General features: G+C 56.5%; 41 protein-coding genes. 30 read left to right on the top strand and 11 right to left on the bottom strand.

All coding sequences use genetic code 11. The features are described from left to right. Window positions 1-65: 65 nt before the first annotated feature. Genes ACQZ5F_RS04330 through ACQZ5F_RS04320 form a run of 3 tightly spaced genes read left to right on the top strand, consistent with a single transcriptional unit; the run spans window position 66 to window position 1,672 of the window. Window positions 66-293 carry a hypothetical protein gene (locus ACQZ5F_RS04330; RefSeq protein ID WP_448731230.1) on the top strand — a complete coding sequence of 76 codons (228 nt, stop codon included), beginning with the start codon at window positions 66-68 and terminating at the stop codon, window positions 291-293. Continuing rightward, window positions 290-1,465 (top strand): helicase HerA-like domain-containing protein, encoded by a 1,176-nt coding sequence (locus ACQZ5F_RS04325; protein WP_448731229.1) that lies wholly within the window; start codon window positions 290-292, stop codon window positions 1,463-1,465. Before ACQZ5F_RS04330 ends, ACQZ5F_RS04325 begins: the two co-directional genes overlap by 4 nt. A gap of 9 nt (window positions 1,466-1,474) precedes the next feature. Next, window positions 1,475-1,672 (top strand): hypothetical protein, encoded by a 198-nt coding sequence (locus ACQZ5F_RS04320; protein ID WP_448731228.1) that lies wholly within the window; start codon window positions 1,475-1,477, stop codon window positions 1,670-1,672. A gap of 200 nt (window positions 1,673-1,872) precedes the next feature. Here the strand turns inward: ACQZ5F_RS04320 and ACQZ5F_RS04315 are convergent, their stop codons facing one another. Both ACQZ5F_RS04315 and ACQZ5F_RS04310 read right to left on the bottom strand, forming a co-directional pair. Beyond that, a complete protein-coding gene (locus tag ACQZ5F_RS04315) occupies window positions 1,873-2,349 on the bottom strand; it encodes a hypothetical protein (protein WP_448731227.1) in 477 nt (158 codons plus the stop codon). 13 nt (window positions 2,350-2,362) lie between these two features. Further along, complete coding sequence (locus tag ACQZ5F_RS04310) at window positions 2,363-2,821, bottom strand: hypothetical protein (RefSeq protein WP_448731226.1); 459 nt, start codon at window positions 2,819-2,821, stop codon at window positions 2,363-2,365. A gap of 440 nt (window positions 2,822-3,261) precedes the next feature. Between ACQZ5F_RS04310 and ACQZ5F_RS04305 the strand changes: the two genes are divergently transcribed. The 26 genes from ACQZ5F_RS04305 (at window position 3,262) to ACQZ5F_RS04180 (ending at window position 16,107) form a co-directional block, all read left to right on the top strand. Further along, entirely contained in the window at window positions 3,262-3,432 is a 171-nt protein-coding gene (locus tag ACQZ5F_RS04305) for a hypothetical protein (RefSeq protein WP_448731225.1), read from the top strand. A 6-nt stretch (window positions 3,433-3,438) separates the two neighbouring features. Beyond that, the gene (locus tag ACQZ5F_RS04300) at window positions 3,439-3,963 is read left to right on the top strand and encodes a hypothetical protein (protein ID WP_448731224.1); all 525 of its coding nucleotides are present in this window, start codon (window positions 3,439-3,441) and stop codon (window positions 3,961-3,963) included. Between the two features lie 120 nt (window positions 3,964-4,083). Continuing rightward, a complete protein-coding gene (locus tag ACQZ5F_RS04295; protein ID WP_448731223.1) occupies window positions 4,084-4,308 on the top strand; it encodes a hypothetical protein in 225 nt (74 codons plus the stop codon). Between the two features lie 115 nt (window positions 4,309-4,423). Next, window positions 4,424-4,597: a hypothetical protein gene (locus tag ACQZ5F_RS04290; protein ID WP_448731222.1), complete on the top strand. Its 174-nt coding sequence runs from the start codon at window positions 4,424-4,426 to the stop codon at window positions 4,595-4,597. Continuing rightward, window positions 4,594-5,007: a helix-turn-helix domain-containing protein gene (locus ACQZ5F_RS04285; RefSeq protein ID WP_448731221.1), complete on the top strand. Its 414-nt coding sequence runs from the start codon at window positions 4,594-4,596 to the stop codon at window positions 5,005-5,007. The genes ACQZ5F_RS04290 and ACQZ5F_RS04285 overlap by 4 nt, the downstream gene beginning before the upstream one ends. A gap of 35 nt (window positions 5,008-5,042) precedes the next feature. Continuing rightward, entirely contained in the window at window positions 5,043-5,909 is an 867-nt protein-coding gene (locus ACQZ5F_RS04280) for a TAXI family TRAP transporter solute-binding subunit (protein ID WP_279872693.1), read from the top strand. Window positions 5,910-6,080: 171 nt separating this feature from the next. Beyond that, entirely contained in the window at window positions 6,081-6,347 is a 267-nt protein-coding gene (locus ACQZ5F_RS04275; RefSeq protein ID WP_448731220.1) for a hypothetical protein, read from the top strand. Then, entirely contained in the window at window positions 6,340-6,516 is a 177-nt protein-coding gene (locus ACQZ5F_RS04270) for a hypothetical protein (RefSeq protein ID WP_448731219.1), read from the top strand. The genes ACQZ5F_RS04275 and ACQZ5F_RS04270 overlap by 8 nt, the downstream gene beginning before the upstream one ends. Window positions 6,517-6,575: 59 nt before the next feature. After that, the gene (locus ACQZ5F_RS04265; protein ID WP_448731218.1) at window positions 6,576-6,752 is read left to right on the top strand and encodes a hypothetical protein; all 177 of its coding nucleotides are present in this window, start codon (window positions 6,576-6,578) and stop codon (window positions 6,750-6,752) included. A gap of 616 nt (window positions 6,753-7,368) precedes the next feature. Further along, on the top strand, window positions 7,369-7,752 hold the full coding sequence (locus ACQZ5F_RS04260) for a hypothetical protein (RefSeq protein ID WP_448731217.1): 384 nt from the start codon (window positions 7,369-7,371) through the stop codon (window positions 7,750-7,752). Further along, window positions 7,752-7,919 (top strand): hypothetical protein, encoded by a 168-nt coding sequence (locus ACQZ5F_RS04255; RefSeq protein WP_448731216.1) that lies wholly within the window; start codon window positions 7,752-7,754, stop codon window positions 7,917-7,919. Before ACQZ5F_RS04260 ends, ACQZ5F_RS04255 begins: the two co-directional genes overlap by 1 nt. Window positions 7,920-8,249: 330 nt before the next feature. Further along, window positions 8,250-8,525, top strand: a complete 276-nt coding sequence (locus ACQZ5F_RS04250; protein WP_448731215.1) for a hypothetical protein — start codon at window positions 8,250-8,252, stop codon at window positions 8,523-8,525. A gap of 10 nt (window positions 8,526-8,535) precedes the next feature. Beyond that, window positions 8,536-8,760 (top strand): nucleoside hydrolase, encoded by a 225-nt coding sequence (locus tag ACQZ5F_RS04245; protein ID WP_448731214.1) that lies wholly within the window; start codon window positions 8,536-8,538, stop codon window positions 8,758-8,760. Next, complete coding sequence (locus ACQZ5F_RS04240; RefSeq protein ID WP_448731213.1) at window positions 8,757-9,575, top strand: ParB/RepB/Spo0J family partition protein; 819 nt, start codon at window positions 8,757-8,759, stop codon at window positions 9,573-9,575. The genes ACQZ5F_RS04245 and ACQZ5F_RS04240 overlap by 4 nt, the downstream gene beginning before the upstream one ends. A 12-nt stretch (window positions 9,576-9,587) precedes the next feature. Continuing rightward, a complete protein-coding gene (locus tag ACQZ5F_RS04235; protein WP_448731212.1) occupies window positions 9,588-10,238 on the top strand; it encodes an HNH endonuclease in 651 nt (216 codons plus the stop codon). After that, window positions 10,219-11,169: a hypothetical protein gene (locus ACQZ5F_RS04230; RefSeq protein ID WP_448731211.1), complete on the top strand. Its 951-nt coding sequence runs from the start codon at window positions 10,219-10,221 to the stop codon at window positions 11,167-11,169. The genes ACQZ5F_RS04235 and ACQZ5F_RS04230 overlap by 20 nt, the downstream gene beginning before the upstream one ends. Continuing rightward, window positions 11,166-11,765, top strand: coding sequence for a hypothetical protein (locus ACQZ5F_RS04225; protein WP_448731210.1), 600 nt, complete (start codon window positions 11,166-11,168; stop codon window positions 11,763-11,765). Before ACQZ5F_RS04230 ends, ACQZ5F_RS04225 begins: the two co-directional genes overlap by 4 nt. Window positions 11,766-11,969: 204 nt before the next feature. After that, complete coding sequence (locus ACQZ5F_RS04220) at window positions 11,970-12,509, top strand: hypothetical protein (RefSeq protein ID WP_448731209.1); 540 nt, start codon at window positions 11,970-11,972, stop codon at window positions 12,507-12,509. A 5-nt stretch (window positions 12,510-12,514) separates the two neighbouring features. After that, window positions 12,515-12,715, top strand: coding sequence for a hypothetical protein (locus ACQZ5F_RS04215; protein ID WP_448731208.1), 201 nt, complete (start codon window positions 12,515-12,517; stop codon window positions 12,713-12,715). Continuing rightward, window positions 12,712-13,197 carry a dATP/dGTP diphosphohydrolase domain-containing protein gene (locus ACQZ5F_RS04210; protein WP_448731207.1) on the top strand — a complete coding sequence of 162 codons (486 nt, stop codon included), beginning with the start codon at window positions 12,712-12,714 and terminating at the stop codon, window positions 13,195-13,197. The genes ACQZ5F_RS04215 and ACQZ5F_RS04210 overlap by 4 nt, the downstream gene beginning before the upstream one ends. Before the next feature lie 59 nt (window positions 13,198-13,256). Continuing rightward, window positions 13,257-13,526 (top strand): DUF2312 domain-containing protein, encoded by a 270-nt coding sequence (locus tag ACQZ5F_RS04205; protein WP_448731206.1) that lies wholly within the window; start codon window positions 13,257-13,259, stop codon window positions 13,524-13,526. A 21-nt stretch (window positions 13,527-13,547) separates the two neighbouring features. Next, window positions 13,548-13,868 carry a hypothetical protein gene (locus ACQZ5F_RS04200; protein ID WP_448731205.1) on the top strand — a complete coding sequence of 107 codons (321 nt, stop codon included), beginning with the start codon at window positions 13,548-13,550 and terminating at the stop codon, window positions 13,866-13,868. A gap of 3 nt (window positions 13,869-13,871) precedes the next feature. Further along, complete coding sequence (locus ACQZ5F_RS04195) at window positions 13,872-14,117, top strand: hypothetical protein (protein WP_448731204.1); 246 nt, start codon at window positions 13,872-13,874, stop codon at window positions 14,115-14,117. Then, the gene (locus tag ACQZ5F_RS04190; RefSeq protein WP_448731203.1) at window positions 14,114-14,365 is read left to right on the top strand and encodes a hypothetical protein; all 252 of its coding nucleotides are present in this window, start codon (window positions 14,114-14,116) and stop codon (window positions 14,363-14,365) included. Before ACQZ5F_RS04195 ends, ACQZ5F_RS04190 begins: the two co-directional genes overlap by 4 nt. A gap of 10 nt (window positions 14,366-14,375) precedes the next feature. Continuing rightward, window positions 14,376-15,836, top strand: a complete 1,461-nt coding sequence (locus ACQZ5F_RS04185; protein ID WP_448731202.1) for a DNA methyltransferase — start codon at window positions 14,376-14,378, stop codon at window positions 15,834-15,836. 10 nt (window positions 15,837-15,846) lie between these two features. After that, complete coding sequence (locus ACQZ5F_RS04180; RefSeq protein WP_448731201.1) at window positions 15,847-16,107, top strand: hypothetical protein; 261 nt, start codon at window positions 15,847-15,849, stop codon at window positions 16,105-16,107. A 3-nt stretch (window positions 16,108-16,110) separates the two neighbouring features. Here ACQZ5F_RS04180 and ACQZ5F_RS04175 read toward each other — a convergent pair whose 3' ends face one another. The 3 genes from ACQZ5F_RS04175 to tmk all read right to left on the bottom strand — a co-directional run bounded on the left by ACQZ5F_RS04175 (window position 16,111) and on the right by tmk (window position 19,454). Then, window positions 16,111-17,046, bottom strand: coding sequence for a hypothetical protein (locus ACQZ5F_RS04175; RefSeq protein WP_448731200.1), 936 nt, complete (start codon window positions 17,044-17,046; stop codon window positions 16,111-16,113). Window positions 17,047-17,761: 715 nt separating this feature from the next. Continuing rightward, window positions 17,762-18,787 carry a DNA polymerase III subunit delta' gene (locus tag ACQZ5F_RS04170; RefSeq protein ID WP_448731199.1) on the bottom strand — a complete coding sequence of 342 codons (1,026 nt, stop codon included), beginning with the start codon at window positions 18,785-18,787 and terminating at the stop codon, window positions 17,762-17,764. Beyond that, window positions 18,780-19,454: a dTMP kinase gene (tmk, locus tag ACQZ5F_RS04165; protein WP_448731198.1), complete on the bottom strand. Its 675-nt coding sequence runs from the start codon at window positions 19,452-19,454 to the stop codon at window positions 18,780-18,782. Before tmk ends, ACQZ5F_RS04170 begins: the two co-directional genes overlap by 8 nt. Before the next feature lie 162 nt (window positions 19,455-19,616). Between tmk and ACQZ5F_RS04160 the strand changes: the two genes are divergently transcribed. After that, window positions 19,617-19,934 (top strand): hypothetical protein, encoded by a 318-nt coding sequence (locus ACQZ5F_RS04160; RefSeq protein WP_448731197.1) that lies wholly within the window; start codon window positions 19,617-19,619, stop codon window positions 19,932-19,934. Between the two features lies 1 nt (window position 19,935). Here the strand turns inward: ACQZ5F_RS04160 and ACQZ5F_RS04155 are convergent, their stop codons facing one another. From ACQZ5F_RS04155 to ACQZ5F_RS04130, 6 genes are all read right to left on the bottom strand, one after another. After that, window positions 19,936-20,265, bottom strand: coding sequence for a hypothetical protein (locus ACQZ5F_RS04155; protein ID WP_448731196.1), 330 nt, complete (start codon window positions 20,263-20,265; stop codon window positions 19,936-19,938). Beyond that, the gene (locus ACQZ5F_RS04150; protein WP_448731195.1) at window positions 20,249-20,701 is read right to left on the bottom strand and encodes a hypothetical protein; all 453 of its coding nucleotides are present in this window, start codon (window positions 20,699-20,701) and stop codon (window positions 20,249-20,251) included. The genes ACQZ5F_RS04155 and ACQZ5F_RS04150 overlap by 17 nt, the downstream gene beginning before the upstream one ends. Window positions 20,702-20,843: 142 nt before the next feature. Beyond that, window positions 20,844-21,101, bottom strand: a complete 258-nt coding sequence (locus ACQZ5F_RS04145; RefSeq protein WP_448731194.1) for a hypothetical protein — start codon at window positions 21,099-21,101, stop codon at window positions 20,844-20,846. After that, a complete protein-coding gene (locus tag ACQZ5F_RS04140; protein WP_448731193.1) occupies window positions 21,101-21,394 on the bottom strand; it encodes a DUF6527 family protein in 294 nt (97 codons plus the stop codon). Before ACQZ5F_RS04140 ends, ACQZ5F_RS04145 begins: the two co-directional genes overlap by 1 nt. After that, the gene (locus tag ACQZ5F_RS04135) at window positions 21,394-22,389 is read right to left on the bottom strand and encodes a glycoside hydrolase family 19 protein (protein WP_448731192.1); all 996 of its coding nucleotides are present in this window, start codon (window positions 22,387-22,389) and stop codon (window positions 21,394-21,396) included. Before ACQZ5F_RS04135 ends, ACQZ5F_RS04140 begins: the two co-directional genes overlap by 1 nt. A 67-nt stretch (window positions 22,390-22,456) precedes the next feature. Then, window positions 22,457-22,654 carry a hypothetical protein gene (locus tag ACQZ5F_RS04130; RefSeq protein WP_448731191.1) on the bottom strand — a complete coding sequence of 66 codons (198 nt, stop codon included), beginning with the start codon at window positions 22,652-22,654 and terminating at the stop codon, window positions 22,457-22,459. Between the last annotated feature and the right edge of the window lie 6 nt (window positions 22,655-22,660).

Here is a 22,660-nt window from a genome sequence, read left to right as displayed (position 1 = left end):
CGGCTGAAACTGCCAAGGGCTTGCCGTGGGCTAGTGTCCATGGCCCGCGATTGGAGACTCGGCAAATGACCCACGCCATGTTCAACACGAAAACCGGCCGTTGCCGGAATCGCGCCGTGATAGAAAAACCAAAGGGCAAGGGCTGGAAACAGTATGTTTGCGTAAACGCGACCGCCGCCCCTTATCTCAAAGCCGGTGAAACCTACTGGCGTAGGAAGGCTCGAAACGGCTGGCTTGAAGATAATGGGCTGTCGCGGTTTGCTGCGTTTCGCTTTGAAGAGGTGAGCGCATGACCTATTCCCTCCCTATCGGACCAGGAGCACAGATTCCCTATCGATATTTGTCGCGCCATGTCGGCATTTTCGGCGCGACGGGCACGGGTAAAACCACGACGCTTGGAGCGATCGCGGAACGCTGCCCGTGTCCGGTTTTGGTGCTGGACGCTAAAGGCGATTTGGAATCGCTAGGCTCATCCCTCATATGCCCGCAAATGCGCATCGATGATTTGGGGGCGGAGTTGATCGCACGCGCCTTGAATCTGTCCGAAGCGCAAGCGGGCGCATTGGCTATTGCTCTTGCGTGGGCGGAAGATACCGGCCGCGCCGTCGCCACGTTGCAGGACTTGCGCCAGCTCCTGAACGACGCCACGCGGGCGAACCTTTCCGATTCCTATGGCCTGATATCGCCTGTTTCCGTTGCTGCCGTTCAACGTGCCATGTTGCGGCTCGAGCGCGGCGCGGCGTGGGCTTTCGGCAGTGCGCGGCACGATCCGCGGGACACGGCCGGCATAACCGTTTATGCGGCGTCAAACCTAACTCACTTGCCCGGCCTCTATGGTGCGTTTGTCGCGCACGTGTTGGATTCGCTCTATCGCGGCCTTGGCGAAATTGGCGACGCTGGCGCGCCTGGTCTTATGGTCATGATTGATGAGGCGCATTTGGTTTTTGACGGCGCAAGCCCGGCCATTGCGCAGCGGATAGAGCAAATCACGCGACTCATTCGATCCAAGGGAGTCGGCTTGATCTATGTGACGCAAGCGCCGTCTGACCTGCCGCACGTCATTAGCGGGCAATTGGCGACGCGGATCCAGCACGCTTTGCGCGGCGCGACTCCAGTACACCAAAAGGCCTTGAAGGCTGCCGCCGATACCATGCCGGGCAATATCACGGCTGCCGACATTGCAGGACTTGGAACCGGGCAAGCGATTGTCTCCGTTCCGAACGCCAGCGGCGCGCCTATGCCCGCATGCAAAGTTGCCGTGTCGCGTGGCTCCAAGCCGCTGCATAGCGTTGGCGTGGCCCGGCCTGCCGTCCAGCCTGCAACCGTACCGACGGTATCGAGCGAAGCGACCTATGCGCCGGAGCCTAGCCTATGGGAACGATTGCGCGGCAAATGGTATTTCATGCCGGTGTCGATTGGCGTTGTGTTGTACGGGCTTGCGGCGCTATCGAATGCTATGAGTTAGGAGCAGGAAATGGGCAGCAAATATTCCGGCATGACAGACGAACAATTGCGCGCTGAAGAGATGGTTTTGAAATGGCAATTGAATAGCGTTTGGCCTAGCTCAATTGAGGCCGCGAAAGCCCAAACTGAACGAACGTATGATGAAATGCGATTGATTCGTGATGAGAAACGCCGTCGCGCCACTGAGGCTAACGCGCCGAATGTCTAAATTCACCCGTTCCGCTTGAAGCCCGCCCATTGTGGCGGGTTTTTTGTTGCCTGCTGCCCTGCTGCCCTGCTGCCGACACGCACAAACGTAATGTTATAACATGTCAATCCAAAATCGACCGGTCAATCCTGACTTTCTACAGCGGCTGTATCCGAGCGCGCCGCACCACCCCTCGGAGAAAATCAGACCTCGGAGAAATCTCAATTCGTCGCGGAATCCAGACGATCGACGAGCGCTCGAAGTGCAATCCGTCTACCATCTTCCAATTTCGAAGCGCGGATCTCGTCGTATTGCGAGGACGTGAGGAAATTGTATTCAGAGTCCAGCTTCCGGATATCGGCAACGGAGCCGCGGAACGCGCGAGAAATCTTTGCAGAAGAACGCGCCAGGCTTTGACCCGTCACGCTGCTCAGCATGGCTGATGCAGAAACCATATCGGGAAGCTGCTCTGCCGGCACGCGGTCAACGACCAGTTTGCTGATCGACGAGACAGTTTCCTGCTCGTCGAAACCGGCCTTGATTAGGATGTTTGCGACCTTAGCCAACGCGGCCGGATCATATTTCTCTGCATCGACCGAAAGCTTGGTCACCGATACGAATGTATCAGCCGTGACCTGCGCCGCCATTGCAGAAGTGGAAAGAACCGTCGCCAGCAAGGCCCCTCGGAGAAATCTCATCACACCTACTCCCCTATCGATAAAAATCAGCGACACACTGTCCGATCGCCTTAGATGATCCGTTCAGCGAAAACTTGGCAGCATCGCCGTTTTTGAACTTCACGTGCACTGAGCTATGGGTTTTCAGCTTCTTGATGACGGCATCATAAGTCGCCGCACAAGCCCGGCAGTCTGACTTTATTTGGCCGTCCCACAGCGAGTAATCCTCAGGAGGCTCGCCATCAAACGTTAGCTGGACAGAGCAGTCTTTTGAGCTGTTGCCGGCAAGCGTAAAGGATATAGCGGTAGCATTCCTGTCAGCCCCCTCATCGCACGTCACGTATATCTGATTGCCGGCGCCACGGGTAATGACGGCCTCGGCGACGCCCATGCCCCATCCGGATTCCCATCGATCGTCGTTTCCGAACGCCGACGCGGCACCGGGAGCTGCGAGAAGTGCGACACCAAGTGCACCTCGGAGAAATCTCATCATACCTGTCCCCCTGCCCTCATAGAAATAGGGATAACGGCACCTCGAAGAAATATCAATTCGTGCATATGTTGGGATAAGAAACGTATCGAGCGGATCAAATTCCACGTGCGGAAACGCAAATGCAATTGTACGCGCTGTTACTAAATCGCCGTAACGGCTTCAGGTTGCATCACGTCATGTTGTCCATTCGCCACAACAATCGCATTTATCAGAGCTTCAACCTAGAGACGGATAACAATTGATAGAAATGCCCTGAAAAGCCTAGCTTTCTGCGCGATACATAATTGCGGGAGTATGCATTTTGAAATTGCACAACAATCAACAACAAGTTGACGGTGTCGTCATTTTGCATTACACAATTGACATGCAAATGAGCAAAAGCGTTTGCGGAACCATAATTGTCGGTTCCCGTTTGCTCATGAAATGCAAGGAGACGCATTATGGTAGCACTGCTGAAGGAAGATGGCGAGTTCACTCCCATGCCCGTCGTGCGCGACACCACCATGCTTAAGCAGTTGTTGGACTCTATGGAATCTAAAACGACCGCTCCATCAGGTCTCGTATCTGCTATTCGCACAGCTAGAACAAAGTACGCTGTCGTTTCTAAGTAAGCATTTATGTCGCAAATCGTTATCAATTTCGAGCCTCTCGATGGTCACCCGCGAGAGGCTTTCGCTTGCAAGTTTCGTCCAATCCAACATTTCTTTCGAAAACACGCTGAGGAAAATCATACTTCCTATACGCAGCGCGTTTTTGTAGCGTGCCAGGATGGCCAGAAGGAACCTCTCGGTTTTTATAGCCTTACCCTCATGACATTTCAGGCCGGCATGACCGAAGAAACTGAAAAACGTTACAAGGAACGTCACGTTCCGACCATCTACCTTGGTGCCATTGCACGTGACAAGAATCTCTCGGATCCAGGTTTTGGCGCCCTCTTAATAGAAGATGTGTTGAAGCGTTGCCTTCTCGTGCGCGAAAACGTGGGCGTCTATGCGTTAACACTGCACGCCGCTAACAAGGAAGTGGCAGCGATCTACGAAGCTTATGGCTTCATTCGATTTGCCAACGGTGAAAGCAAAGACGACATGCCTGCAATGTTCTTTCCGCTCGACAACGCTGCTGCGGCTCTAAGCGAAGCATGACCCGTTACCTCGCGTGGTAACCACCCCGGAGAAATCTCAATAAATTTCACTTTTGAGTTGACTTCCGTTTATTTCGTGCAATATTGCTCACTAAACGTGAAATTCAAAGGAGACGTGACCATGAACATTTTCGACAAGATCGTTGGCGAGCAGACGGCACGCGAAACCTCCCTCGGCGCTCCGCTTCGGGACCCGCTCGCAATCCAGCGTAGGCTATCTCACTTCGCGGCGCTTACGGGCAACAAGGGATTCCAGACCCCGAAGAAAACTCCGAAGGTCGACGCGCAGGGAATGACGCGCGGTGACCGGAAGCGTGCACGCCACGCCAAAGCTTTCGCGTCCTGACTTTCACTTTTTAAGAGGAATTCGAAATGAGCATGCTTCTCTACGCATTCGCAGCCAGCGTTCTCACCGCTTTCCTCTTTGGCGTGCTCACCGGCCGTTTCGAGAGGGATCAGTGATGAGCCTGAAACGCGATGTCCGCGACGCGCAGTTATTTCTCGAACGCGCAGCAGTCTGTTTCGACCGTCATCGGTACGCAGCGGATCGCATCAACGCTGCGATCGAAAGCACGGTGACTTTACTCCTCACCCTGTCCATCGCCTCGGCAGCCTCCATCATGGGGCTGCTATGAACCCGGAACCCAAAACCGCCGAGGAACTGCTGGCGCGCTACGCCGATGTGCGTCGGCGCATCTATGGCGCACCCAAGGTCGTCAACATAGCCGCCAAGCCGAAGTTGCCAACACCCATCGTCGAGCCCCCTCGCCTGATGACGACGAAGGAACGCATCCTCGCACTGTTCTGCAGGCGTACCGGGCTTTCTGCCGACCTCATAACGAGCGACCGCATGCAAAGGCACGTCGTCCTCGTGCGGCAGGCCTGCTGCTACTGGATGGTCCGCAGAACCACGTCGAGCCTTGTCGAGATCGGCGCCTACCTCGGCAGTCGCGACCACACCACCGTTCGTCATGCAATCCGCAGCTATCCCGCCAAGCGCGGGGCGACCGGCCGCAACCTCAGACCGGTGCGGAGCATACGATGACTTCCAACCGACAATTCAACCCAACAGGAGACAACATGAAGAAGCTTTTCATCGGAGCGGCGCTCGCGCTCGCTTGCATGTTCACCAGTCCGGCCGCCGCACTTACGCTTTGCACCGGCGCCGCCGACCAGCCCTATGCCGCAGCAGGTGAAATGATCCGCGCAGAAGCGAAAGGAGCAGGCCTGACCGTTGACGTTGTCAAAGACACGGGCGGCACCTGGGGCAATATCCAGCTCAGCCTTCAGGGCAAATGCGATGCCTTCGTTGGGCAGCCTGACGGATTGGCCTACCTCAAGCGCACCGAGCCGGCCAACGCTGCCAAGTTCGTTCCCATCGCCGATCTGCACCGTGAATACCTGCACGCGCTCTGCGGCAAGAAGTCAGGCGTCGACGACATCGGCGATCTCGAGAGCGACCCGAACAAGTATTCGATCGCACTCGGCGAACGTGGGTCTGGCGCTTGGCTCATCTGGCAGAACTTCATTTCGGAAGACGCTGATTACGCTCCGGTCCGTCAGACTGACGAGTCCGGTGACATTGCACTATCCTCGGTAAGCAACGAGCAGACGACCTGCATGCTGGTGCCCGCAGCACTCGGCAACACATTGGTTCGATCGGCTGACGAGTTCTACGGCGAAAGCTTGTCACTAGTCGGTGTCAACGACCGCGACTTCGATGATGCTGTCGATCCGCAGGGCAAGCCGCTCTACGCCTACGCCGAAATCCCGAGCAAGACCTACAAGAAGAACCTGCAGGGGTGGTTCTCCGACAAGTCGACGCTGACATGGCTGGCGAAGGTCTACGTCAACAAGGACGCTGTCGCGGACCAGGCCGAACTGAAGACATTCATCCGCTCGGTCATGAAGGCGCGCGGCGGGATCGTCTCCAATTTCGGGAGCTGACCGTGGTCATCGCCATCCTCAACAATCTTCCCGATCTCATCCTCGGATTCTGCTGGAGCAGCGTCCTCTTCTACGTCGGCCGGCGCTTCGAGCGCTGGATGGCGAAATGAGCCTCTTTGGTTTCCGGCAGGTCAGAGATGCCGGTTTCCCAACAGGTTCGCGGAGGTTGAAATGATCCCCGACAAGCAAGTCAAAGCGAAAGAACTCGACGAGGTGCCGCCAGGCTATCGCGGCCTCGGGCCGTGCCTCAATGAGACGCACCGAGCATACCTTTTCCAGTATTACGGCCACGAGGTCTGGATCCCGAAGAAGGTGCTCGTGAAGGCCGAAGGCGGCTTTTGGGCGCCAGCATGGTCGATCGAGAGCAGCAAGAAATTCAAATCAGGATCAATGGTGGACTATGACAAACAGAGACGAAATCTCGAAAGACGTGGATGAACTGCTGGCAGGCTGGTTCGACGGCGAGCGCTATGATGTCGACAAGGATGACATCGTCAAGCTGTTGTTGAAGCATAGTGCGCATGCTGCTGCGACCGCGCAGTCGCTACCCGCAACACATCGGCACAAGAAGCGCGGCACAAGAAGCGCGGCACGGAATACGTACTGATCGGCGTCGGCAGGATGCAGGCGGAAGACTGATTTGACTGGCCGGACAAAACGGTTGCCATGGAAGCCGTCGACATGCGCGAGGTCGCAATTTACCGCAGCGTTGCCGACGGTTCGCTGTGGGTGCGCCCTGTCGAAGAGTTCAACGACGGTCGGTTTGAACATCTCCCCGCAGCACCCGCAAAGCTGGACGATCGGATCCTCCACAAACACACAAACATCAGGAGCGGCGACTAATCCCTCGCCATCTTTCCGATGATCCAGTTGTTGTTTCCCTTGTTACCGCACTTCATGCAGCGCAGCTTCGGACGCAGGTGGGTCAGATACATACCGGACCCGAAACGCCTCACTAGTTCCTGGCGATCGAGCCACCCTTCCCGCTCGCATCGTGCGCACCGTCCGCCGAAGACGTACCACTCCGGATAGGCGGCGAGCGTTGGATAAAGGTCGCGGCTGACCGTCCCTTCGTAGATCACGCGAAAGGAGTCCGGAACAAGATTTACGCCGCGACGGTGTCTCATGTTCTTATTTTGTTCACGTTAAATGTGACAGTCAAGAGGACTCTCGGATGAGCCCACAGAAACAGTTCTGGTTTGCCGTCGGCCGTAGCCGCAAGACTTTCGAGGTGTTGGCACCGAGCGCTTACGCGGCCAAGAACATCATGTCCAAGTTCATCACCGATCCAAAGAATGGACTCGGTCGGAATACCCAGTTTGAGCGGTTGGACACCTGCCCTGTAAAACGGCCCCGGAAGCTCAATCCGAATGCATAGACTTTCACTTTTAGTGAGAATTTCTGTTGACGAGCTTTAATTTCACTTTTATCGTGCAATTCAGTTTGGGAGACATCGAAAATGACTGATCTGATCTCTGTGACAGTCGCGGACGGTAAATACACGGTTCGCCAAATTGAGCTCGGGAAGTGGGAATGTTTGCGCCACGGCGAACCATGGCCGGCCTACCCCAACGGCCCCGGCAATCTCGAAGTTGCTTTGGCGACAGAGCTGTACGATTTGCGCCAGCGCTTGCCGGAAGAACTCCTTAATTACCAGGCCCCGAATTGCACCGAGGCCGATGGGCACTTGCTTGGTGCCGTGTTGCAGGCCGGAGCACACATGCTCAACGACGACGGCACCGTCTACGCGTTCACAGAAGAACAGTTGCTCCGCTTCACAAAGTGCGCGCTCGAGCGCGATTTCACGCCGCTGTGGGACAAACCCGCAGAAGGTGGTGTGTAATGGCCGACGACACAAAGCAGATCATCATCGTCACCTTGGCTGTGACACTGGTGGTTTTGACCTTTGTCAACAGGTGCACCGCCGTCGTGACTCACGGCAGCGACAACCGGGTCAAACTCGCGTGCATCGAGCGCGGGAAAAACTGGTCGGAGGGCAACTGCTCATGATGACCGAAGCTGACATCGCTCGTAGTGCACGGGACATCTCCAGTCATTCTAAGCGAAGCCCCGCTTACCGCCAGTGGATATATGAGACCGCCGTTCCAATGCGGGATGAAGTCGCTCCTGGCACACCTCTGTCAGAGTTCCGCGGCGAGCTTCTCGAACGCTTCGTCGACGGCAGCATTCGCTGTTTAGTCGAGCAGACCAGTTTACGGGCAAACCAGCAATCGAGGTACGCGCGATGAGATTGGTTCTCACCTGCTCCGTCCTCGGCATTGCCGCCTGGTTCTTGCTGCTCTCGACACTTCGGATCCTTTTACTCATGGGGGTGCTGTGATGGCAGAAAGCCGCCCCAACACGCTCTGGCCCGTCGGCACGAAAGTCACTTACCTGAACGCCTACGGACTGGAGCCGGTCGACGGCGTCATTACCCGGCACTACGGCGAGACGAATGTCCTCGTCGAAGATGCTCGAGGTGTCCGGTACTTCGGCGCAACGTGGCGAATTTCCAGTCAGCCTCCCCGCGCGAAAACGCTCGTCGATCTGGATGACCTGATCGAATCTCCACCTGTCAAATCGAAGCCGGTCGATCTCGACGACCTGCTCGTGTGAGGAAAATCGCATGACTGACTACCCTGAAAGATGGTCGCAAGTCGAAGTCACGTTCGTCGACGGCTCTATCGAAACCTATGAAATCAAGGCCGGCTCGTCGTTCGGCAGGCATCTCGCAAAACAGGCTGGCGAGGACAATGTTCTGACGCTGCTCTGTGGCCCCAAGGTCCACTCATTTCCACTTGCCAGCGTCCGCTCGTGGACCCTCAGCGAACTCGAAGGGAAACCGGAATGACCGCTGCATCAAACCAGGGCGTGATCAAATCACTCGCCGTCGGTCGGTCCGACATCTACCGCATGGACCCGCGTGACCTGCATGTGAAGGTCGACTGGAACTGCCGCACCGTCAATTTCAATCCGGAAGACGCTGATGATTTGGCCTTGGCGGAATCCATTTCGCAGGTCGGCGTGAAGCAGCCGCTCACCGTCTACACGGAAGACGGCAAAGCGTTTATTTCCGACGGTCATCGCCGCCACGGCGCCACCGTGTACGCGATCCAGCATCTCGGAGCCGAAATCAAGAGCGTTCCGGTTCAGACGGAAGATCGCTATTCGAGCGAGGCTGATCGCGTTTTCAGCCAGATCGTCCGCAATTCCGGCAAACCTCTGACACCGATCGAACAGGCGCGCGTCTTCAAGCGTCTCATCGACCTCGGCTGGACGGAAAAAGACATCCAGCAGAAGACCGGGCTTGCTCGCCAGTGGATCGTCGAACTTCTCGAACTGCAGGCCGCACCGGCTGCCGTCACCAACCTGGTGGCCACAGGTCAAGTCGCCGCGACACTCGCCATGGCCACGTTGAAGAAGCACGGCGGCGACGGTGTTAAAGCCGCTGGCGATCTGACGCGTGCCGTCGACAAGGCGCAGGCCGAGGGGAAGAAGCGCGCCACCGCGAAACACTTGGATGCCGGCGATAAGCCGAAGAGCCTCAAGGACCGGCTGACGAAGTTGTTCGAGGGCGCTGAAATTTTCCACGTCGAGGAAGGTCCGTACACAATCAGCCTCACACCCGACCAGTACGCCGAGCTGCGCAGCGCGCTCGATCTTTAGGAGGCTTGCATCGTGGCAACCTGCACGAGGTGTCTCGAAGCTAAAGATGACGCTCTGTTTCCGAGATCTAAACGAACAAACGGTCGGGTGTATCGAGGTTCGTGGTGCAGAAGTTGTGTTGCGGCACACGAGAAGGCTCGCAGGCGTGCCCGCGGTGCGCTTGAACGCCAAACGTTTCAATGTTCCGAAACCACCAAAGAGTGCCGAATTTGTCGGATCGAGAAGCTTCACGAGCAATTCTATAGCTCAAAACGCGGGCTTGCCGGTGTCTCCGCTTATTGTCGAGACTGCACGAAACACCTTCGCAAGGGTCGGTACGCGACGTCCACCGCAAGGGTTCGCAAAAAATATCGAAAGTCACCAAAATGGAAATCGCAGCACCGAATTCACCAGTTCAATCGAAATCGCGTTCTGAAAGCCCATTCAGACGGGACTGTGACGCCAGCATTTCTCGAGCGATTGTACGGCGAAGAAACCTGCACCTACTGCCGGCGAAATACTCCTGAAAATTCGCGCACTGCTGATCACCGCATCCCACTTTCTAAAGGTGGAACCCACTCATCACAGAACCTCACGATGGCATGTCACGCCTGCAATTCCGCGAAGCGCGATATGACTGATATTGATTTTTTGGAGAAGCTCCGTGACCACAATCTCTGCTAAAACTATCTTGCGTTCGCGCAACGCTTCGGCACCCCATAAGGTGCTCTCGACGCTCTTGCTGCGTTATCCGCGCTTCATCCATGCTGAAATGTTGACCCATCGAGCGTTGAGCCGGAATGCCGCCAGCAGCCGCGCTATTCCGGTCAAGAAGATGATCGATGATATTCTCGCCGACACCGCCATGCCGATACACTGGGGTGCCGCGCAGAAGGGTATGCAGGCCGATCAGGAATGCGATGCTCCGATAGAGCTTTATGAGCATCAACAAGGTCCGGGAGAGCGCGAAGACGGTCTGTACGATTTTACGCGGATGCAAGCATGGTTCCGTGCTCGTGACAATGCGATCGAAATCGCCCGTGCTTTTGATGATGCCGGCTACCACAAGCAGGTGGTCAATCGCCTGCTCGAACCGTTCCTCCACATCACCGTCCTCGTATCCTCGACCGAGTGGAATAACTTCCTTGAATTGCGGGACCACCGCGATGCTGAACCGCACATCCAGATGCTCGCTCGCGAAGTACGGAAGTGCATAAACGACGAGTCGACAGTTCAGGATTTGCATCCGGGACAGTGGCATTTGCCGTTCATCAGCGAATGGGAGAAGTCTGAAATCGTCAAGGAAGCTACGGGCACAACGTGGCAAGAGCTGTGGGGTGAATCCGAAATCTCTGCGCTAATCAAACTCTCCGTCGCCCGTTGCGCCAGCACGTCTTACAAGACAACGGACGGATTCGACATGACGCTCGAACGCGCCACGGCGATCTACGACAAGCTGCACAGCAAGCCCTTCCACGCCAGCCCGTTCGAACATGTCGCACAGGCGGACGACCGTGGCGGTAATATTCAGATCAGCGAGTGGGATCACCCTTGGGAACACGGCAACTTCGTCGGCTTCCGCCAGCTTCGCCGTCAACTGGAGTTGCAGGCATGATCGACTTCCATCGCCAGAACCGAAACCTTCACATCATCCTCGATTGCGACGACGTGCTCTTAGACTGGCTCGGCGCGTTCAAACGGTTTGTTTCAGCCGTCGAGAACCGACCCATCGACGGATTGCCGGATTCGTGGGACATGAGCGGCTGGCTCGGCCTGACGCCGGCAGCCTCGCGCGAAATGGTCGCCGGTTTCAACAACAGCTCGCAGTTTGCCAATCTCGATGCCTGCCCTCACGCTATCGAAAACGTGACCGCCCTCAAGGAGATGGGTCACAGGTTGACAGTCCTTACCAGTTGCTCAGACAATCCCCTCGTCGTCGCCAGGCGGAGGATCAACCTCGATCTGATATTCGGCGACATCTTCGAGCAGGTGATCTGCCTTCCTCTCGGTGAGAGCAAAAAGAAGTGGCTTGGTATCCTTGAGCGCGGCGTCTGGATCGAAGATAACTACAACCATGCTGTCTCTGGACACGACTGCGGCCACAAGACCTTCATGGTTCGACGATCTCACAATCGATCCCATGAGACACCGGGCGACCCTCTCGTCACATGGATCGATGATCTGCGGCCAATCGTTTCACTTTTATCTTGACTTTCACTTTTAGGGTGCAATTATGAGGGAAAGCAAGGACACGACTTGGGAGTCTGCGTGTCAGGGGAAAGAGAAGTTCACCGGGAACGTCGTTGCCTCGGTTCGCAAGCGATATCCGAAAGCGTCACCCTACAAATGCAAATTCTGCGGCTTCTTCCATCTCGGGCGACGCAGCAACAAACGTAAGATGAGGAACCAGTGGAAATGACAGACTTAAACATCCTCGCCGCCGAAATCCACGCTTCCAATGCCCACTGGTGGCGTCACCCGGCAACAGGCGAGCGCCTCGATCGCAACAAGGGTGAAATGCTGATGCTCGTCGTCAGCGAACTTTCCGAAGCCATGGAAGGCGAGCGGAAAGACCTGCTGGATGACCACCTGCCCCACCGCAAAATGGCGGAAGTGGAACTGGCCGACGCCAAGATCAGACTCTTCGATTTCGCTGGCGGTTGCGGATACAAGCTCGTCCATCCGGAAGGACTCGCCATCGATATCAGCGACAACCGCGCCGAGGCGCTGTTCGCGATCACCCGCCTTGTCACAGGCGTCGGGAACCTGATCGATTCCAACTGGCACGTTCGCGTTGGCATCGAGATCACACGCGTCCTCGCAACGATCGACGCTTACGCTGCCAAATTCGGTTACGATGTCGACGGCGCAGTGACCGAAAAGCGCGCATACAATGCTGTTCGTGCCGATCACAAGAATGAGGCCAGGCTTGCTGCAAACGGCAAGAAGTGGTGATTTCCATGGCACTCATCGAGATCACCAAAGCCGCGAGCATCAACCCCCGATACGTTCAGAGCATCCTGTGCAAGTACGACGCTGGCTACGTCACCGTCCGCATGCATGATGGCGTCGAGCACGATGTTCAGCCCGTCCATAACGAATCCGCGTGGGAGGCGTATGACCGCGTCCGGACTTCCCTGGCGGAGGAGGCCCGACCATGAGCACGAAAGAAACAAACCCTAAAGACGGCATCGGCATCAAGAAGTGGCGCCAGTTCACCACCGTCCCGATGACCGTCATGTGTGAAGTCGGCGTCGCCATGCTGGAAGGCGCGGCCAAATACGGCCGGCATAACTACCGGGTTTCAGGCGTCAAAGCTTCGGTCTATGTCGACGCTGCGATGGGCCACATCATGCAGTGGTGGGAAGGCGAAGACATCGACGATGACAGCAAGCTGTCCCACATCACCAAGGCGATCAGCAGCCTCGTGGTTCTGCGCGACGCGATGATCCAGCAGCAGTTGAACGACGACCGGCCGCCAAAAGCGAACCTGGAAGCACTTCGTTTCGAGCTTCAGCGTGTTGTTGACGAGATGTTCGAGAAGTATCCTCAGGGCGTTGCCCCGTACACTGCTGCGTCGATGGACGAAACGAGCGACGAATTCAAGTGTCTCGGTTCGATGGAATACGTGGTTGCCACGTAACCCAACTTGACGCGTCATTATTTCACGTTTAGCGTGACTTTCAATAATTAGGAGTCGAAATGTCTATCGGACACAACAGCGGCGAGACTGTCGCTTCCGCAGAATTGCGTCAGATCATCGAGAGGATTGAGCGGCTCGAAGAGGAAAAGAAAGCGATCCAGGGTGACATCAAAGATGTCTACGGCGAGGCCAAGGGTCGCGGTTACGACACCAAAGCGATCCGCAAAATCATCGCCCGTCGAAAACGCGATGCTGACGAACTCGCCGAAGAGGAAATGATCCTCGACACCTACCTCGCCGCGCTCGGCATGATCACACTCGACCCCTGATCCCAACAACGGAGACGACAAATGAAACTTGGCGAACTGCGCGGTGCTATCCGCAAGACGAAGGGTAGCCCCTTCACCATCGTAACCATCGGCGGCGAGGCAATTACGCTCGTGCTGCAAAAGACCCCTCTTCTCGAAGAACTGGACCGTGTGTTTCCGGGTGGCAAGGCTGCTGAAACCGGTCTGATCTTCGACGCGGCCACCGGCAAGCTCGAAGGCTTCGACAGCGCAGGTGCGGCTGCCGAAGTCGTCGATGTAGCCGATCTCAGTATCTTGGATGCAGATATTGGCGTTCTCGAGGTCTCGAGTTCTAACGTCGACCCCGACGACCTGCTGGTGTGAACTATGGCCGCCAGCGACAACTACATCCAAGTTGCTTTCCTGCGCGGCCAACTCGACGCCGCCTATGAAGCGATCGCCGCCTTGTGGGCAATTTCTCAAGACGCATCGCAAACCGATACCCAACATATCGCCGATCTCGATCAGGCAATCTACGAGGCGGTCAAGCTGCTTCCGCCGAGCCACCGAACGCGCGACATGCCGGCTTTCGTTGCACCTCCCAAACCGTCTGAGGAAGAGTTGCTGGTATGATCGAGGAAATGTCTCTCGAGGAACTGATCGACCTCGCCATGTCGAACGGCGACTGGCACTCCATCCGCATCTTCAACAGCAAGATGGGTGGAAACGGCAACCTTGTCAGCATGGGTCGCGATCACAACAGCTTCGTTGTCGACGATCTCGTACCGGAGGCATCTCCGTCTGAGAAACTGCGCCGCATCCTGCTTCAGGTTCTGCGCCCCAAAACGACCGACGACACATCCGACGATCTTCTGGTCTGAAAGTATTCCTATGACAAGCATCGCGCTGCATCCCGGCGACAACCGCGCCTCGTTACGACGCCTGATTGCACAGGGCGTGCGCGTCCATTCTGTTGTGACAGACCCACCGTATGGACTGGTTTCGATCCAGAAGCGTTTCGGCAAGGAAGGTTCGGCCCCTGCCCGTCGTGAGAAGAACGATGGGAGCTTCGCGCGCCTGTCTGGCGGCTTCATGGGCCGCGCGTGGGATGGAACAGGTATCGAGCGTGATCCCGAGTTCTGGAAGCTGATTTACGACATCCTGTTACCGGGCGGCTATGTCTTCGCTTTCAGCGGGAGCCGCACCGGTCACTGGCAGGCCTGCGCCATGGAGATGGCCGGCTTCATCATGCACCCGATGCACGGATGGTGCTTTGGCAGCGGTTTCCCGAAGGCGCATGCAGCCGACAAGGCCATCGATAAACACTTAGGCGTCGAAGGACATTTCAACGCTGCTGGCAATCCGGTTAAGCGTATGATTCCCGGCGCAGACCAGAACCGGGACGGAAGCTGGATCAAGGACAACGGGCGGGAATATCAGCCCGGCACCTATGTCCCTGGTTCAGATGAAGCGGCGGTATGGGAAGGATGGGCTTACGGAACTCAAGCGCAGAAGCCAGCGCTCGAACCCATTTACCTTGGCCAGAAACCGTTCAGTGAAAAGAACGGCGCCGCAAACCTCCTGAAACACGGCGTTGGCGCCGTCAACATCGATGGTTGCCGCGTCGATTTCGCTGGCAGCGACGACGAAGAGGAATCGAAGAAAAAGAACCAGCACGCTGATTTCGGAAGCGGAGCTATGACGAACCTTGTCTACGGCAAGTTCGACAAGGATCGCGAGAATTACGACCCCGTCGGCAGACATCCCTCCAACCTGATACTCGACGGGTCTCCGGAAGTGGTCGAAATGTTTCCGGGCACCGGCGCTACATCCGCGGCACGCTTCTTCCACCAGTTCTCGCTCTGTGATGAGGACTACGAGTTCGCAAAGCTTGCTGGCCTGATCGGTGACGACCGTGGGGAGGCTCTCATCTACAACGGCAAAGCCGGTAAAGCTGATCGAGCCCACCACCTGCTGCCGGTCGATGAAAACGGTAAACCCGTTGGCGCTCACCCCACTGTAAAACCCATCGCCCTGATGCAAAACCTGATCCGGCACATCACCCCACCGGGCGGCATCGTGCTTGATCCATTTGCCGGCTCCGGAACCACAGCGGAGGCTGCCAGGCGCGAAGGTTTTGACTGTATCCTCATGGAAGCCGAAACTGAGTATGTCGAATTTTTGGGGCGCAGGTTTCCGGAGGTTAACGATTACAACCAAAAAATGTTGCTTTCAGATGAACTACTTGCTGAAAATTCGTTCACGGTATGTTCACATTCTAAAAGAAAAGGATTAAATTCCTACTTGTCAGATTTGATCGGTGAAAACGTCGACCTGAGCGACTTAATGTGAGAGTGGAACAATGAATGTAATGAGTTTTGAGCAGCTTCCTTTCGTCGCCTCTAACGAAGGCCGCCTGCACCCATGGACGCCGGTTCGCACCAATGATTATCAGGCCGACTGCGAAACGGGTCGCTTATATTTCACGCATCTCCATTCTGTGATGACTGCCACAGAAAATCCACTCCACCTTTCTCGCGTGTTACAGGCGCAGGTCGAGGCCGGTAAATGGGAAGGTGTTGAGATCGGTTTTGCTCAGGCTATGGCTGAGGCGTTGTCGTGAACGTCACGGGTTTTCCAGTTTTTTCAAATGCGCGTCTATCACTTTAGACGCAGGACGCAGCCAGGCAGCCTCGGGCGGCTTAGCTAACTCTGCCAAGTGTACATTAGCTTGGTTAAGAACGATTGCGACTACTGCCGCGCCTGCCGCGGTACCGAGCCCAACGGCAATTGTCGTTCCCATCGTTTTGACAGCTAATTTTGTAGGCTTGGCTAAGACTTCAGAGAAGCATACGGCAATGATGTTCAGGACTGTTCTTCCGACGCTTAGTCGCGATTTCGGTGTCGAAGCTCGATCGTTCCAGTCTGCAACCTGTCGCAGCGCCTCCGGCACACGGTCATCAACCTCCGGACGCCGCTCAAGTTCATTTGCCAGCTCCCTCGCTACTTGTGCGTAAGTTTTGCCGTCGTCAGGCGTAAAATTGGCTTCTGCCGCGTTGTCGGAAAAGCTTTGCCACTCCTCAAACTGCGACGCGTAGTTTGTAACGCCTTTGCTGAAGCTGGTGAGCAGCGCGAGTAGGGAGTCGGACAACTCATCGGATGCAGCGTTGACCTGCGCGTCGAACGAAGCACAGAGCATCCCAATTTCCACAACGCTGGAATTTTCCGTCAGTGCGTCTCGCAGTCTCTTAAATGAGCGAAACAATCTCGGATGGTTTGACTGAGATAGGTCTTCGTCCACATCTTCCGCCAAGACATTCAGCGCTTTCAACGCAGCCTCTATCATCGCGGCGGCGCCACTTTTAGGAGTGGTGTCTTGTGGCTGTAAGGTTAACCGATTGCCAGAGATTGTGAATTGGTACGGTGCAAGCGACTGCTCCGGTGGAATGTCTAGTATGTCAGTTTCGAGTGATTGGATTCGACTCGTCATCAAGCGTTTAGACGCGTCGCGAGCATCTCTGACTAACGAGGTCACTTGCGACGATAGAACCGGTTCGAACATCACTAGGATGTCTTCTAGAGCCTCGATAAGCCTCACATTTACATCGATAGCGGTTTCGTTGCCCGCAATTATCAATTGGTCAGAGATTTCAATCGCGCGTTCTAATTGGTACCCCAGGTCGCTGAATGCTTGCCTGTTGGCGGCGTCGAACGGCGTTAAGGAAAAGGAATTTATAGCATCAGAGAGCGCAGCGCTGATGGAGTGGACGAATGTCTGTCCTTGAAAGGGGAGATTGTCGTCCGCCAGGTCTGTCGAAGAAAATGTGATCTGATCATGTAAGTATTACTCTAGCACTAGAAGGCCGTTGAGGAAGTCACCCATCCGCGCTGCCACGGGAATTTCTGCTATTCGAAGGTCCCGTAAAACTGAGAAGCTCGGCAGCGCAATCAGCAGTTCAGTCTCCGCAATAGTTCGTCGAATGGCGCTCAGGAAATTGTTATTCGAGCTCGAGCCGAGTCTGCTCACAAGATCCTTAATTCTCGTAACGGCTTTCCGGAGCGACTTATCCTGAAGGCCATTTATCGCAACGCTGACGTCTTCGAGCGCGGATTGACAATCATTCAACACTTTGACGGCGGGATTTTTAAATTGCGCCAAGTTTCCGCTCCCCTTTTTGGTTGAGCGTAGAGATAACTCATAACTTGTAGTTTACAAGCCCGTCCTAGGTTCCGAAAGAAAATACCTCTTCGTTACATCTTGGGTGCCGTGCTGGGCCTCAAACGCCCCGGATATCTTCCAAAATGCAAAGCACCATCTGCTTCTTGTCGAGGTTATAGGCCTGCGCCACGGTGATGCGTTCAGAGAGCGTCGAGGAAAGCCGGGCATGTTTCTCCGCCGCCGCGATATCGCCCGCCATTGCCGCAGCCCGCGCTCGTGCCATCAGGTCTTCGGTCACATGCTCCATGAAGAACCCGAGGACGATGTCGCCGTCTTTCTGTGCCAGAACCTCCGCAAGCTTGTGCATCTGCTTGCGCGCGCCCGGCCCTTCGGCGCCCATGACCTCGGCAAAGGCCTCGACGATGTCCGAGCCGCCGTAATTCAGCAGCTTGAGCGCCTGCGCCACACTGCCCTTGGAGGCGGCAAGCAGGGCGTCGCGTTTTTCGCCGGATGGGCTGATGCCGAGATGATCGAGCGATTGCACCATGGCCGCGTCGAAAAGCGGCAGGAGCCTGAGCGGCATGCAGCGCGAGCGGATGGTTGGCAGCAATTTCCCCGGCGCGTGCGACAGGACGAGGAACATCGCCCGCTTTGGCGGCTCTTCCAGTATCTTCAAAATGGCATTCGCGGCGTTGCGGTTGAGATCGTCGGCGGGATCGATGATGACGATGCGCCAGTTGCCCGTGCCGGATGTCTGCGAAAAGAAGTGCCCTGCCCGCCGCACCTCGTCCACCGTAATGGCGGATTTCACACGGCCCGTCTTTTCGTCCACCGGGCGGGTCAGATGCAGCAGGTTATGCGAGGCGCCAGCGGTGATCTGCCGGCTGACCAGTGATTGCGGATCGGGATCGGCAAGGAAATCCGGCGCGGATGCAGGATCGGGATAGGTCAGCACATGATTGGCGAAACGAAAGGCGAGCGTCGCCTTGCCGATTCCCTCCGGGCCCTCGATCAGAATGGCGTGATGGCCTTTGCCGGAGCGATAAGATTGCGCAAGAAAGGCCTCCGCCTCCTCGTGCCCGAAAAGCCTCGTGTTCTGCTGCGGCGCAATCGCGCCGTCGAGAACGCCCTGAACCTCACTCATGCGCGGCGTCCGCAGCTTTTCCCGCACGCTCGAGCAAAGGCTCGACAAAGGACATGACATCCTCTGTCACCTTGTCCTGCGGCTGGTCGGCGTTCACGATCCGGCAACGACGCGGCTCGGCGAGCGCAATATCCAGATAGGCCTCACGACGCTTCTCGTGGGTCTCGATTTCCTCTTTTTCGAAGCGGTCCGGCGTGGCACCCTCATCCGCGCGCTTTCTGGCGCGGGCGAGACCCTTTTCGGCGGCGATGTCGAAGATCAGCGTCAGTTCCGGCACGACGCCGTCAATGGCGATGCGTTGCAGTGTCTCGATGAAATCCGGTTCCAGATTGCCGGTCGTGCCCTGATAGACACGCGAGGAATCAAGAAAGCGGTCGCAGAGCACGATCTCGCCGCGCGCAAGCGCTGGGCGAATGACCTCTTCGACATGGTCGTTGCGCGCCGCCGCAAACAGGATTGCTTCCATGCGCACCCCGAAGGACTCTGCCGCACCAGAGAGGAGAACATGCCGAACGGCCTCCGCACCCGGCGAGCCGCCCGGCTCACGCGTGACGACAACCTCGAAACCACGGCCGCGAAGCGCCTCGGCAAGCGTGCGAATCTGCGTCGACTTGCCCGCGCCTTCGCCGCCTTCGAAGCTGATAAACAATCCGGTCTTTTCGGCCAATGTGACTTCCCTGCGCGGTATCTCTCGAAATGCCTGTTTACAGCATCGAACCGAAAAGTGGGAAGCGCATTTACGAAAAACACGTGGTTCATCGCCCAGGTTCGCCGATCGATGGTTTGGCAGGAATATTGACTCTCCAAAACGAAAGAACATAATAGGAACATGCGAAAGGAAAACATTGATAGAAATTTCGAGCGATGGTGGAAATCGCGGTCGGAAACGATCGGCGGTGACAAAGAGATGTGCCGGGAAGCGTTCGCAGCCGGCTGCGATTTCGTTGAGCAAAAGAAGTTCAGACCGTACAGATTTCAAGCTGGACGCTGGCGCGTGACGGTGGAGGCCACTTCGTTTCGCGACGCAAAGACCATTGCCATTGCCATTGCCATTGCCAAGCTCAATCAGCGCGCCGAACGTCTTTCGACCTCTGTGCCCGCGGGAGGATGGAGGTTAGAGCGACTGACAGACGAGCCGCCAGTCTGAATCAGGTGCGGCGTGCCAGTTCGCGGTGAATTCGCAGTTCTTCGCGAATGCGATCCATCTCAGTCGCCATGTGTGAAAAGTGACGACCGGTCTCTTTCATCGTTTCGGTCATAAGAGTGAGTGCGTCGGTGTGCGCCTCGATCGCCTTGGTCGCGTTGTTCAGCGCAGTCGGATCAACGATAACGGCAGCAACCTGCGCCGAGCCTTGGGATTTCTCGGGAGCGGCTTTCGCGCCGGCAAGGATGCCGAGATGTCGCACGGCGAAGATGATCGCCAGCGTGGCGCCGAAGACAACGAGAGCGAGCGGAGGAAGCTCAGCCAATCTTTCCATTGCGAACCTCTCCCTGGTCATGCGCTGCACGATGGATATTGACCAACTCCCCGATGGCGAAGAGCGGATAGATGGCGATCCACGTACTGATGACCCCGGAAGATGCAAAAGCGTATGCGATGCCAGCCCAAACTAAACAACCGGCTCCGGCCGAAATCTGCCGGATCTGCGGTGTGACCGTCTTTCGGGCTCCGTTGATCACCAGCCCGATGATGCGGAGGCAGCCGATAACGAACATGATCCAGCCAAGGAAATTCTCTGACGGGACAATCTCATTGAAGCCCATGAAAGCTGGCTGATTGAAGGTTTGCGACGGAAGTAACAGGACCCACCCGAAGGCGATCAGATGACCCGCCATGAACCATTCCATCATCCGTGGCCCGAAGCGATGCTGTATCCTCACCCACATTCCGGTGCCATGATAACCAGGTTCCATGTTCACTCCCTGCCCTTATTTGCGGCAGGCAGCATCTTGGCTGCACTGGCGGTTGTTGGAGTAGATCGCCGGGCCGGCTGTCGGATCCTGTGACGCGAGGCGTGCAGCTTCAGCATCAGAGAAGCGTACATGTTGATATCCGCTACCGTTCATCGCAGGTGCTGTCTGGCAGCCCGCTATCACGCACGATAGCAAGGCAACGCTCGCGAGACGGAAGTTTCCGGAACGAAGCATCGTTCTTCTCCATTTTTGTGATGCGGTTGAGAGCTTCTTTCGCTGCCTCGGCCTTAGCGGCATCCCGCTCCCGAAGCTGCCCGTATGAGCATGCAGGCACAGCCATCAGCGCTGCGCCAACGACCGCGCCGATACCCAGTTTGAGATAGTCGGTAAATCCGAACATCAGCACGACCTCCATACGCCATCGGTGAGGAACCCGTGCCAGTGACCAACATGGTGAACGCTCGGTGTCAGGGTCGGCTTTTCCCGATCGCCATTCCACTCCCACGACGGCGACAGATGGGGACGGAAGTTCAGCGCGCCGGTTCGACCACATCCACAGGGACAGGAGTAAACCAGCCCCGCTACCTTCTGATTGCGATCGACGAAGAACTCGAAAGCGCCTGCCGTAGCTTTTACGTCCTCGATATCTTCGCAATAGGTGGCCGTTACCGGATCGGTTCTGACTTCCGCCATCACGCCATCCCCTGCACCTGCTCGGAGACTGCCTTGGCATCAGACTTCTTGCGCCAAAGCAGGAATGCGCCGGCAAGTCCGAACGCAAGAAGGATCAGAGCGAGGTTTTGCCATGGCATCGAGCCGACGGCTGCCAGACCGGAGGAAAGACCGCTACCCGTTACGACTGGCACGATGACTTCTTTCGACTTCCACCACGGAGCGTCGAGGCTCGGCGGCGTAACCGGTACCGGCTTTTCCTCGACGACCGGAGCAGCTTTGACCTCAACCACCTGCGATTTCGGTGACAGGTCAACGAGCATGAGGTGGATGGCAGCACGAGTCTGCGGACCATCGAGAGCGTCGAGCTTGCCCTTGTAGTAACCCGCCTTCTGCGCGGCGTTCTGCAGGCCGATGATGTCGTTGACCTTGAACCCGAGCACGACGAGGCCGAGACGCGTATAATAGTCGAGGCGATCTGCGAAACCGTTCAGGCCGCCATTGATGCGGCGGGTAATCATTTCGGGGTCGTTACGATCGGCGTAGCGATTGAGGCTCTTGCCGTCGGGGTTACCCTCGTCCCAGTACCAGATCGCCGACAGACCTTCCCACGGATCGGTGTTGATCAGGTCGGGATTTTTCACGAAGTCGGGCGGGTTGAAGCCTTTCCGTTTGCACCATTCGTAGAAGGCTCGGATGTTGCGGGCTCCGGTCACCTGGATCGGGCCGCGACCGCGGTTCTTGTAGCCGTCGCCGTCCTTCTGTGGCGTGTTGCCGAGGTCCGTTCGGGTATCGTAGCGTTCCTGTGCCGGCGTCGGGCCCCAAATCTCCCGGTCGTATCGGAATGACCCGCTTTCATGCATCAACTGGGAAAGGTAGGGAACCGTTCGGTGTGGAAGGTCCAAACCGGCACTTGGGCCGTATTTCGACAGCGCCATCATGACAGAATTCAGGTTGCTTTCGTCAACGCGCCCCTTTGCTGCGGCGCGGACCTGAGAGACGGACACTGCTGTCATGAATTAATCCTCGGGAACGGATGTGGACCCGATGAGAGATACACAACATCATGCCAAATTACAACTTTTATGAGGAATTTTGGGCATCAAAAGGAAGCTCTGCCTGATCGTTCAGCATGTCCTCAAGTTGCTTTTGAAGCGCGTCGCGCTGGCGGCTGGCCAGTTCCAGTTCGGAAGCTAGGGCATCACACGCATTCGCATGACGCTCGATTTCCGACTGCAGGAAGGTGTTCTGTCGTTTCAGTGAGTCGATGTAGGAAGCCATGAGAAC

This window comes from Agrobacterium sp. 22-210-1 (genome assembly GCF_053522525.1).
This window is presented reverse-complemented; position numbering and strand designations above follow the sequence as displayed.

Bases quoted from the DNA above. Each gene is read 5' to 3' on its own strand.
- ACQZ5F_RS04265 (WP_448731218.1), top strand. From the start codon at position 6,576: ATGGAAGCCGTCGACATGCGCGAGGTCGCAATTTACCGCAGCGTTGCC.
- ACQZ5F_RS04175 (WP_448731200.1), bottom strand. From the start codon at position 17,046: ATGTTCGAACCGGTTCTATCGTCGCAAGTGACCTCGTTAGTCAGAGAT.
- ACQZ5F_RS04250 (WP_448731215.1), top strand. From the start codon at position 8,250: ATGGCAGAAAGCCGCCCCAACACGCTCTGGCCCGTCGGCACGAAAGTC.
- ACQZ5F_RS04155 (WP_448731196.1), bottom strand. From the start codon at position 20,265: ATGGAAAGATTGGCTGAGCTTCCTCCGCTCGCTCTCGTTGTCTTCGGC.
- ACQZ5F_RS04160 (WP_448731197.1), top strand. From the start codon at position 19,617: ATGCGAAAGGAAAACATTGATAGAAATTTCGAGCGATGGTGGAAATCG.
- ACQZ5F_RS04140 (WP_448731193.1), bottom strand. From the start codon at position 21,394: ATGGCGGAAGTCAGAACCGATCCGGTAACGGCCACCTATTGCGAAGAT.
- ACQZ5F_RS04225 (WP_448731210.1), top strand. From the start codon at position 11,166: ATGATCGACTTCCATCGCCAGAACCGAAACCTTCACATCATCCTCGAT.
- ACQZ5F_RS04215 (WP_448731208.1), top strand. From the start codon at position 12,515: ATGGCACTCATCGAGATCACCAAAGCCGCGAGCATCAACCCCCGATAC.
- ACQZ5F_RS04150 (WP_448731195.1), bottom strand. From the start codon at position 20,701: ATGGAACCTGGTTATCATGGCACCGGAATGTGGGTGAGGATACAGCAT.
- ACQZ5F_RS04260 (WP_448731217.1), top strand. From the start codon at position 7,369: ATGACTGATCTGATCTCTGTGACAGTCGCGGACGGTAAATACACGGTT.
- ACQZ5F_RS04190 (WP_448731203.1), top strand. From the start codon at position 14,114: ATGATCGAGGAAATGTCTCTCGAGGAACTGATCGACCTCGCCATGTCG.
- ACQZ5F_RS04325 (WP_448731229.1), top strand. From the start codon at position 290: ATGACCTATTCCCTCCCTATCGGACCAGGAGCACAGATTCCCTATCGA.
- ACQZ5F_RS04295 (WP_448731223.1), top strand. From the start codon at position 4,084: ATGAACATTTTCGACAAGATCGTTGGCGAGCAGACGGCACGCGAAACC.
- ACQZ5F_RS04310 (WP_448731226.1), bottom strand. From the start codon at position 2,821: ATGATGAGATTTCTCCGAGGTGCACTTGGTGTCGCACTTCTCGCAGCT.
- ACQZ5F_RS04195 (WP_448731204.1), top strand. From the start codon at position 13,872: ATGGCCGCCAGCGACAACTACATCCAAGTTGCTTTCCTGCGCGGCCAA.
- ACQZ5F_RS04275 (WP_448731220.1), top strand. From the start codon at position 6,081: ATGATCCCCGACAAGCAAGTCAAAGCGAAAGAACTCGACGAGGTGCCG.
- ACQZ5F_RS04280 (WP_279872693.1), top strand. From the start codon at position 5,043: ATGAAGAAGCTTTTCATCGGAGCGGCGCTCGCGCTCGCTTGCATGTTC.
- ACQZ5F_RS04210 (WP_448731207.1), top strand. From the start codon at position 12,712: ATGAGCACGAAAGAAACAAACCCTAAAGACGGCATCGGCATCAAGAAG.
- ACQZ5F_RS04320 (WP_448731228.1), top strand. From the start codon at position 1,475: ATGGGCAGCAAATATTCCGGCATGACAGACGAACAATTGCGCGCTGAA.
- ACQZ5F_RS04285 (WP_448731221.1), top strand. From the start codon at position 4,594: ATGAACCCGGAACCCAAAACCGCCGAGGAACTGCTGGCGCGCTACGCC.
- ACQZ5F_RS04300 (WP_448731224.1), top strand. From the start codon at position 3,439: ATGTCGCAAATCGTTATCAATTTCGAGCCTCTCGATGGTCACCCGCGA.
- ACQZ5F_RS04305 (WP_448731225.1), top strand. From the start codon at position 3,262: ATGGTAGCACTGCTGAAGGAAGATGGCGAGTTCACTCCCATGCCCGTC.
- ACQZ5F_RS04205 (WP_448731206.1), top strand. From the start codon at position 13,257: ATGTCTATCGGACACAACAGCGGCGAGACTGTCGCTTCCGCAGAATTG.
- ACQZ5F_RS04220 (WP_448731209.1), top strand. From the start codon at position 11,970: ATGACAGACTTAAACATCCTCGCCGCCGAAATCCACGCTTCCAATGCC.
- ACQZ5F_RS04245 (WP_448731214.1), top strand. From the start codon at position 8,536: ATGACTGACTACCCTGAAAGATGGTCGCAAGTCGAAGTCACGTTCGTC.
- ACQZ5F_RS04135 (WP_448731192.1), bottom strand. From the start codon at position 22,389: ATGACAGCAGTGTCCGTCTCTCAGGTCCGCGCCGCAGCAAAGGGGCGC.
- ACQZ5F_RS04145 (WP_448731194.1), bottom strand. From the start codon at position 21,101: ATGTTCGGATTTACCGACTATCTCAAACTGGGTATCGGCGCGGTCGTT.
- ACQZ5F_RS04180 (WP_448731201.1), top strand. From the start codon at position 15,847: ATGAATGTAATGAGTTTTGAGCAGCTTCCTTTCGTCGCCTCTAACGAA.
- ACQZ5F_RS04200 (WP_448731205.1), top strand. From the start codon at position 13,548: ATGAAACTTGGCGAACTGCGCGGTGCTATCCGCAAGACGAAGGGTAGC.
- ACQZ5F_RS04290 (WP_448731222.1), top strand. From the start codon at position 4,424: ATGAGCCTGAAACGCGATGTCCGCGACGCGCAGTTATTTCTCGAACGC.
- ACQZ5F_RS04255 (WP_448731216.1), top strand. From the start codon at position 7,752: ATGGCCGACGACACAAAGCAGATCATCATCGTCACCTTGGCTGTGACA.
- ACQZ5F_RS04315 (WP_448731227.1), bottom strand. From the start codon at position 2,349: ATGAGATTTCTCCGAGGGGCCTTGCTGGCGACGGTTCTTTCCACTTCT.
- ACQZ5F_RS04170 (WP_448731199.1), bottom strand. From the start codon at position 18,787: ATGAGTGAGGTTCAGGGCGTTCTCGACGGCGCGATTGCGCCGCAGCAG.
- ACQZ5F_RS04240 (WP_448731213.1), top strand. From the start codon at position 8,757: ATGACCGCTGCATCAAACCAGGGCGTGATCAAATCACTCGCCGTCGGT.
- ACQZ5F_RS04330 (WP_448731230.1), top strand. From the start codon at position 66: ATGACCCACGCCATGTTCAACACGAAAACCGGCCGTTGCCGGAATCGC.
- ACQZ5F_RS04130 (WP_448731191.1), bottom strand. From the start codon at position 22,654: ATGGCTTCCTACATCGACTCACTGAAACGACAGAACACCTTCCTGCAG.
- ACQZ5F_RS04185 (WP_448731202.1), top strand. From the start codon at position 14,376: ATGACAAGCATCGCGCTGCATCCCGGCGACAACCGCGCCTCGTTACGA.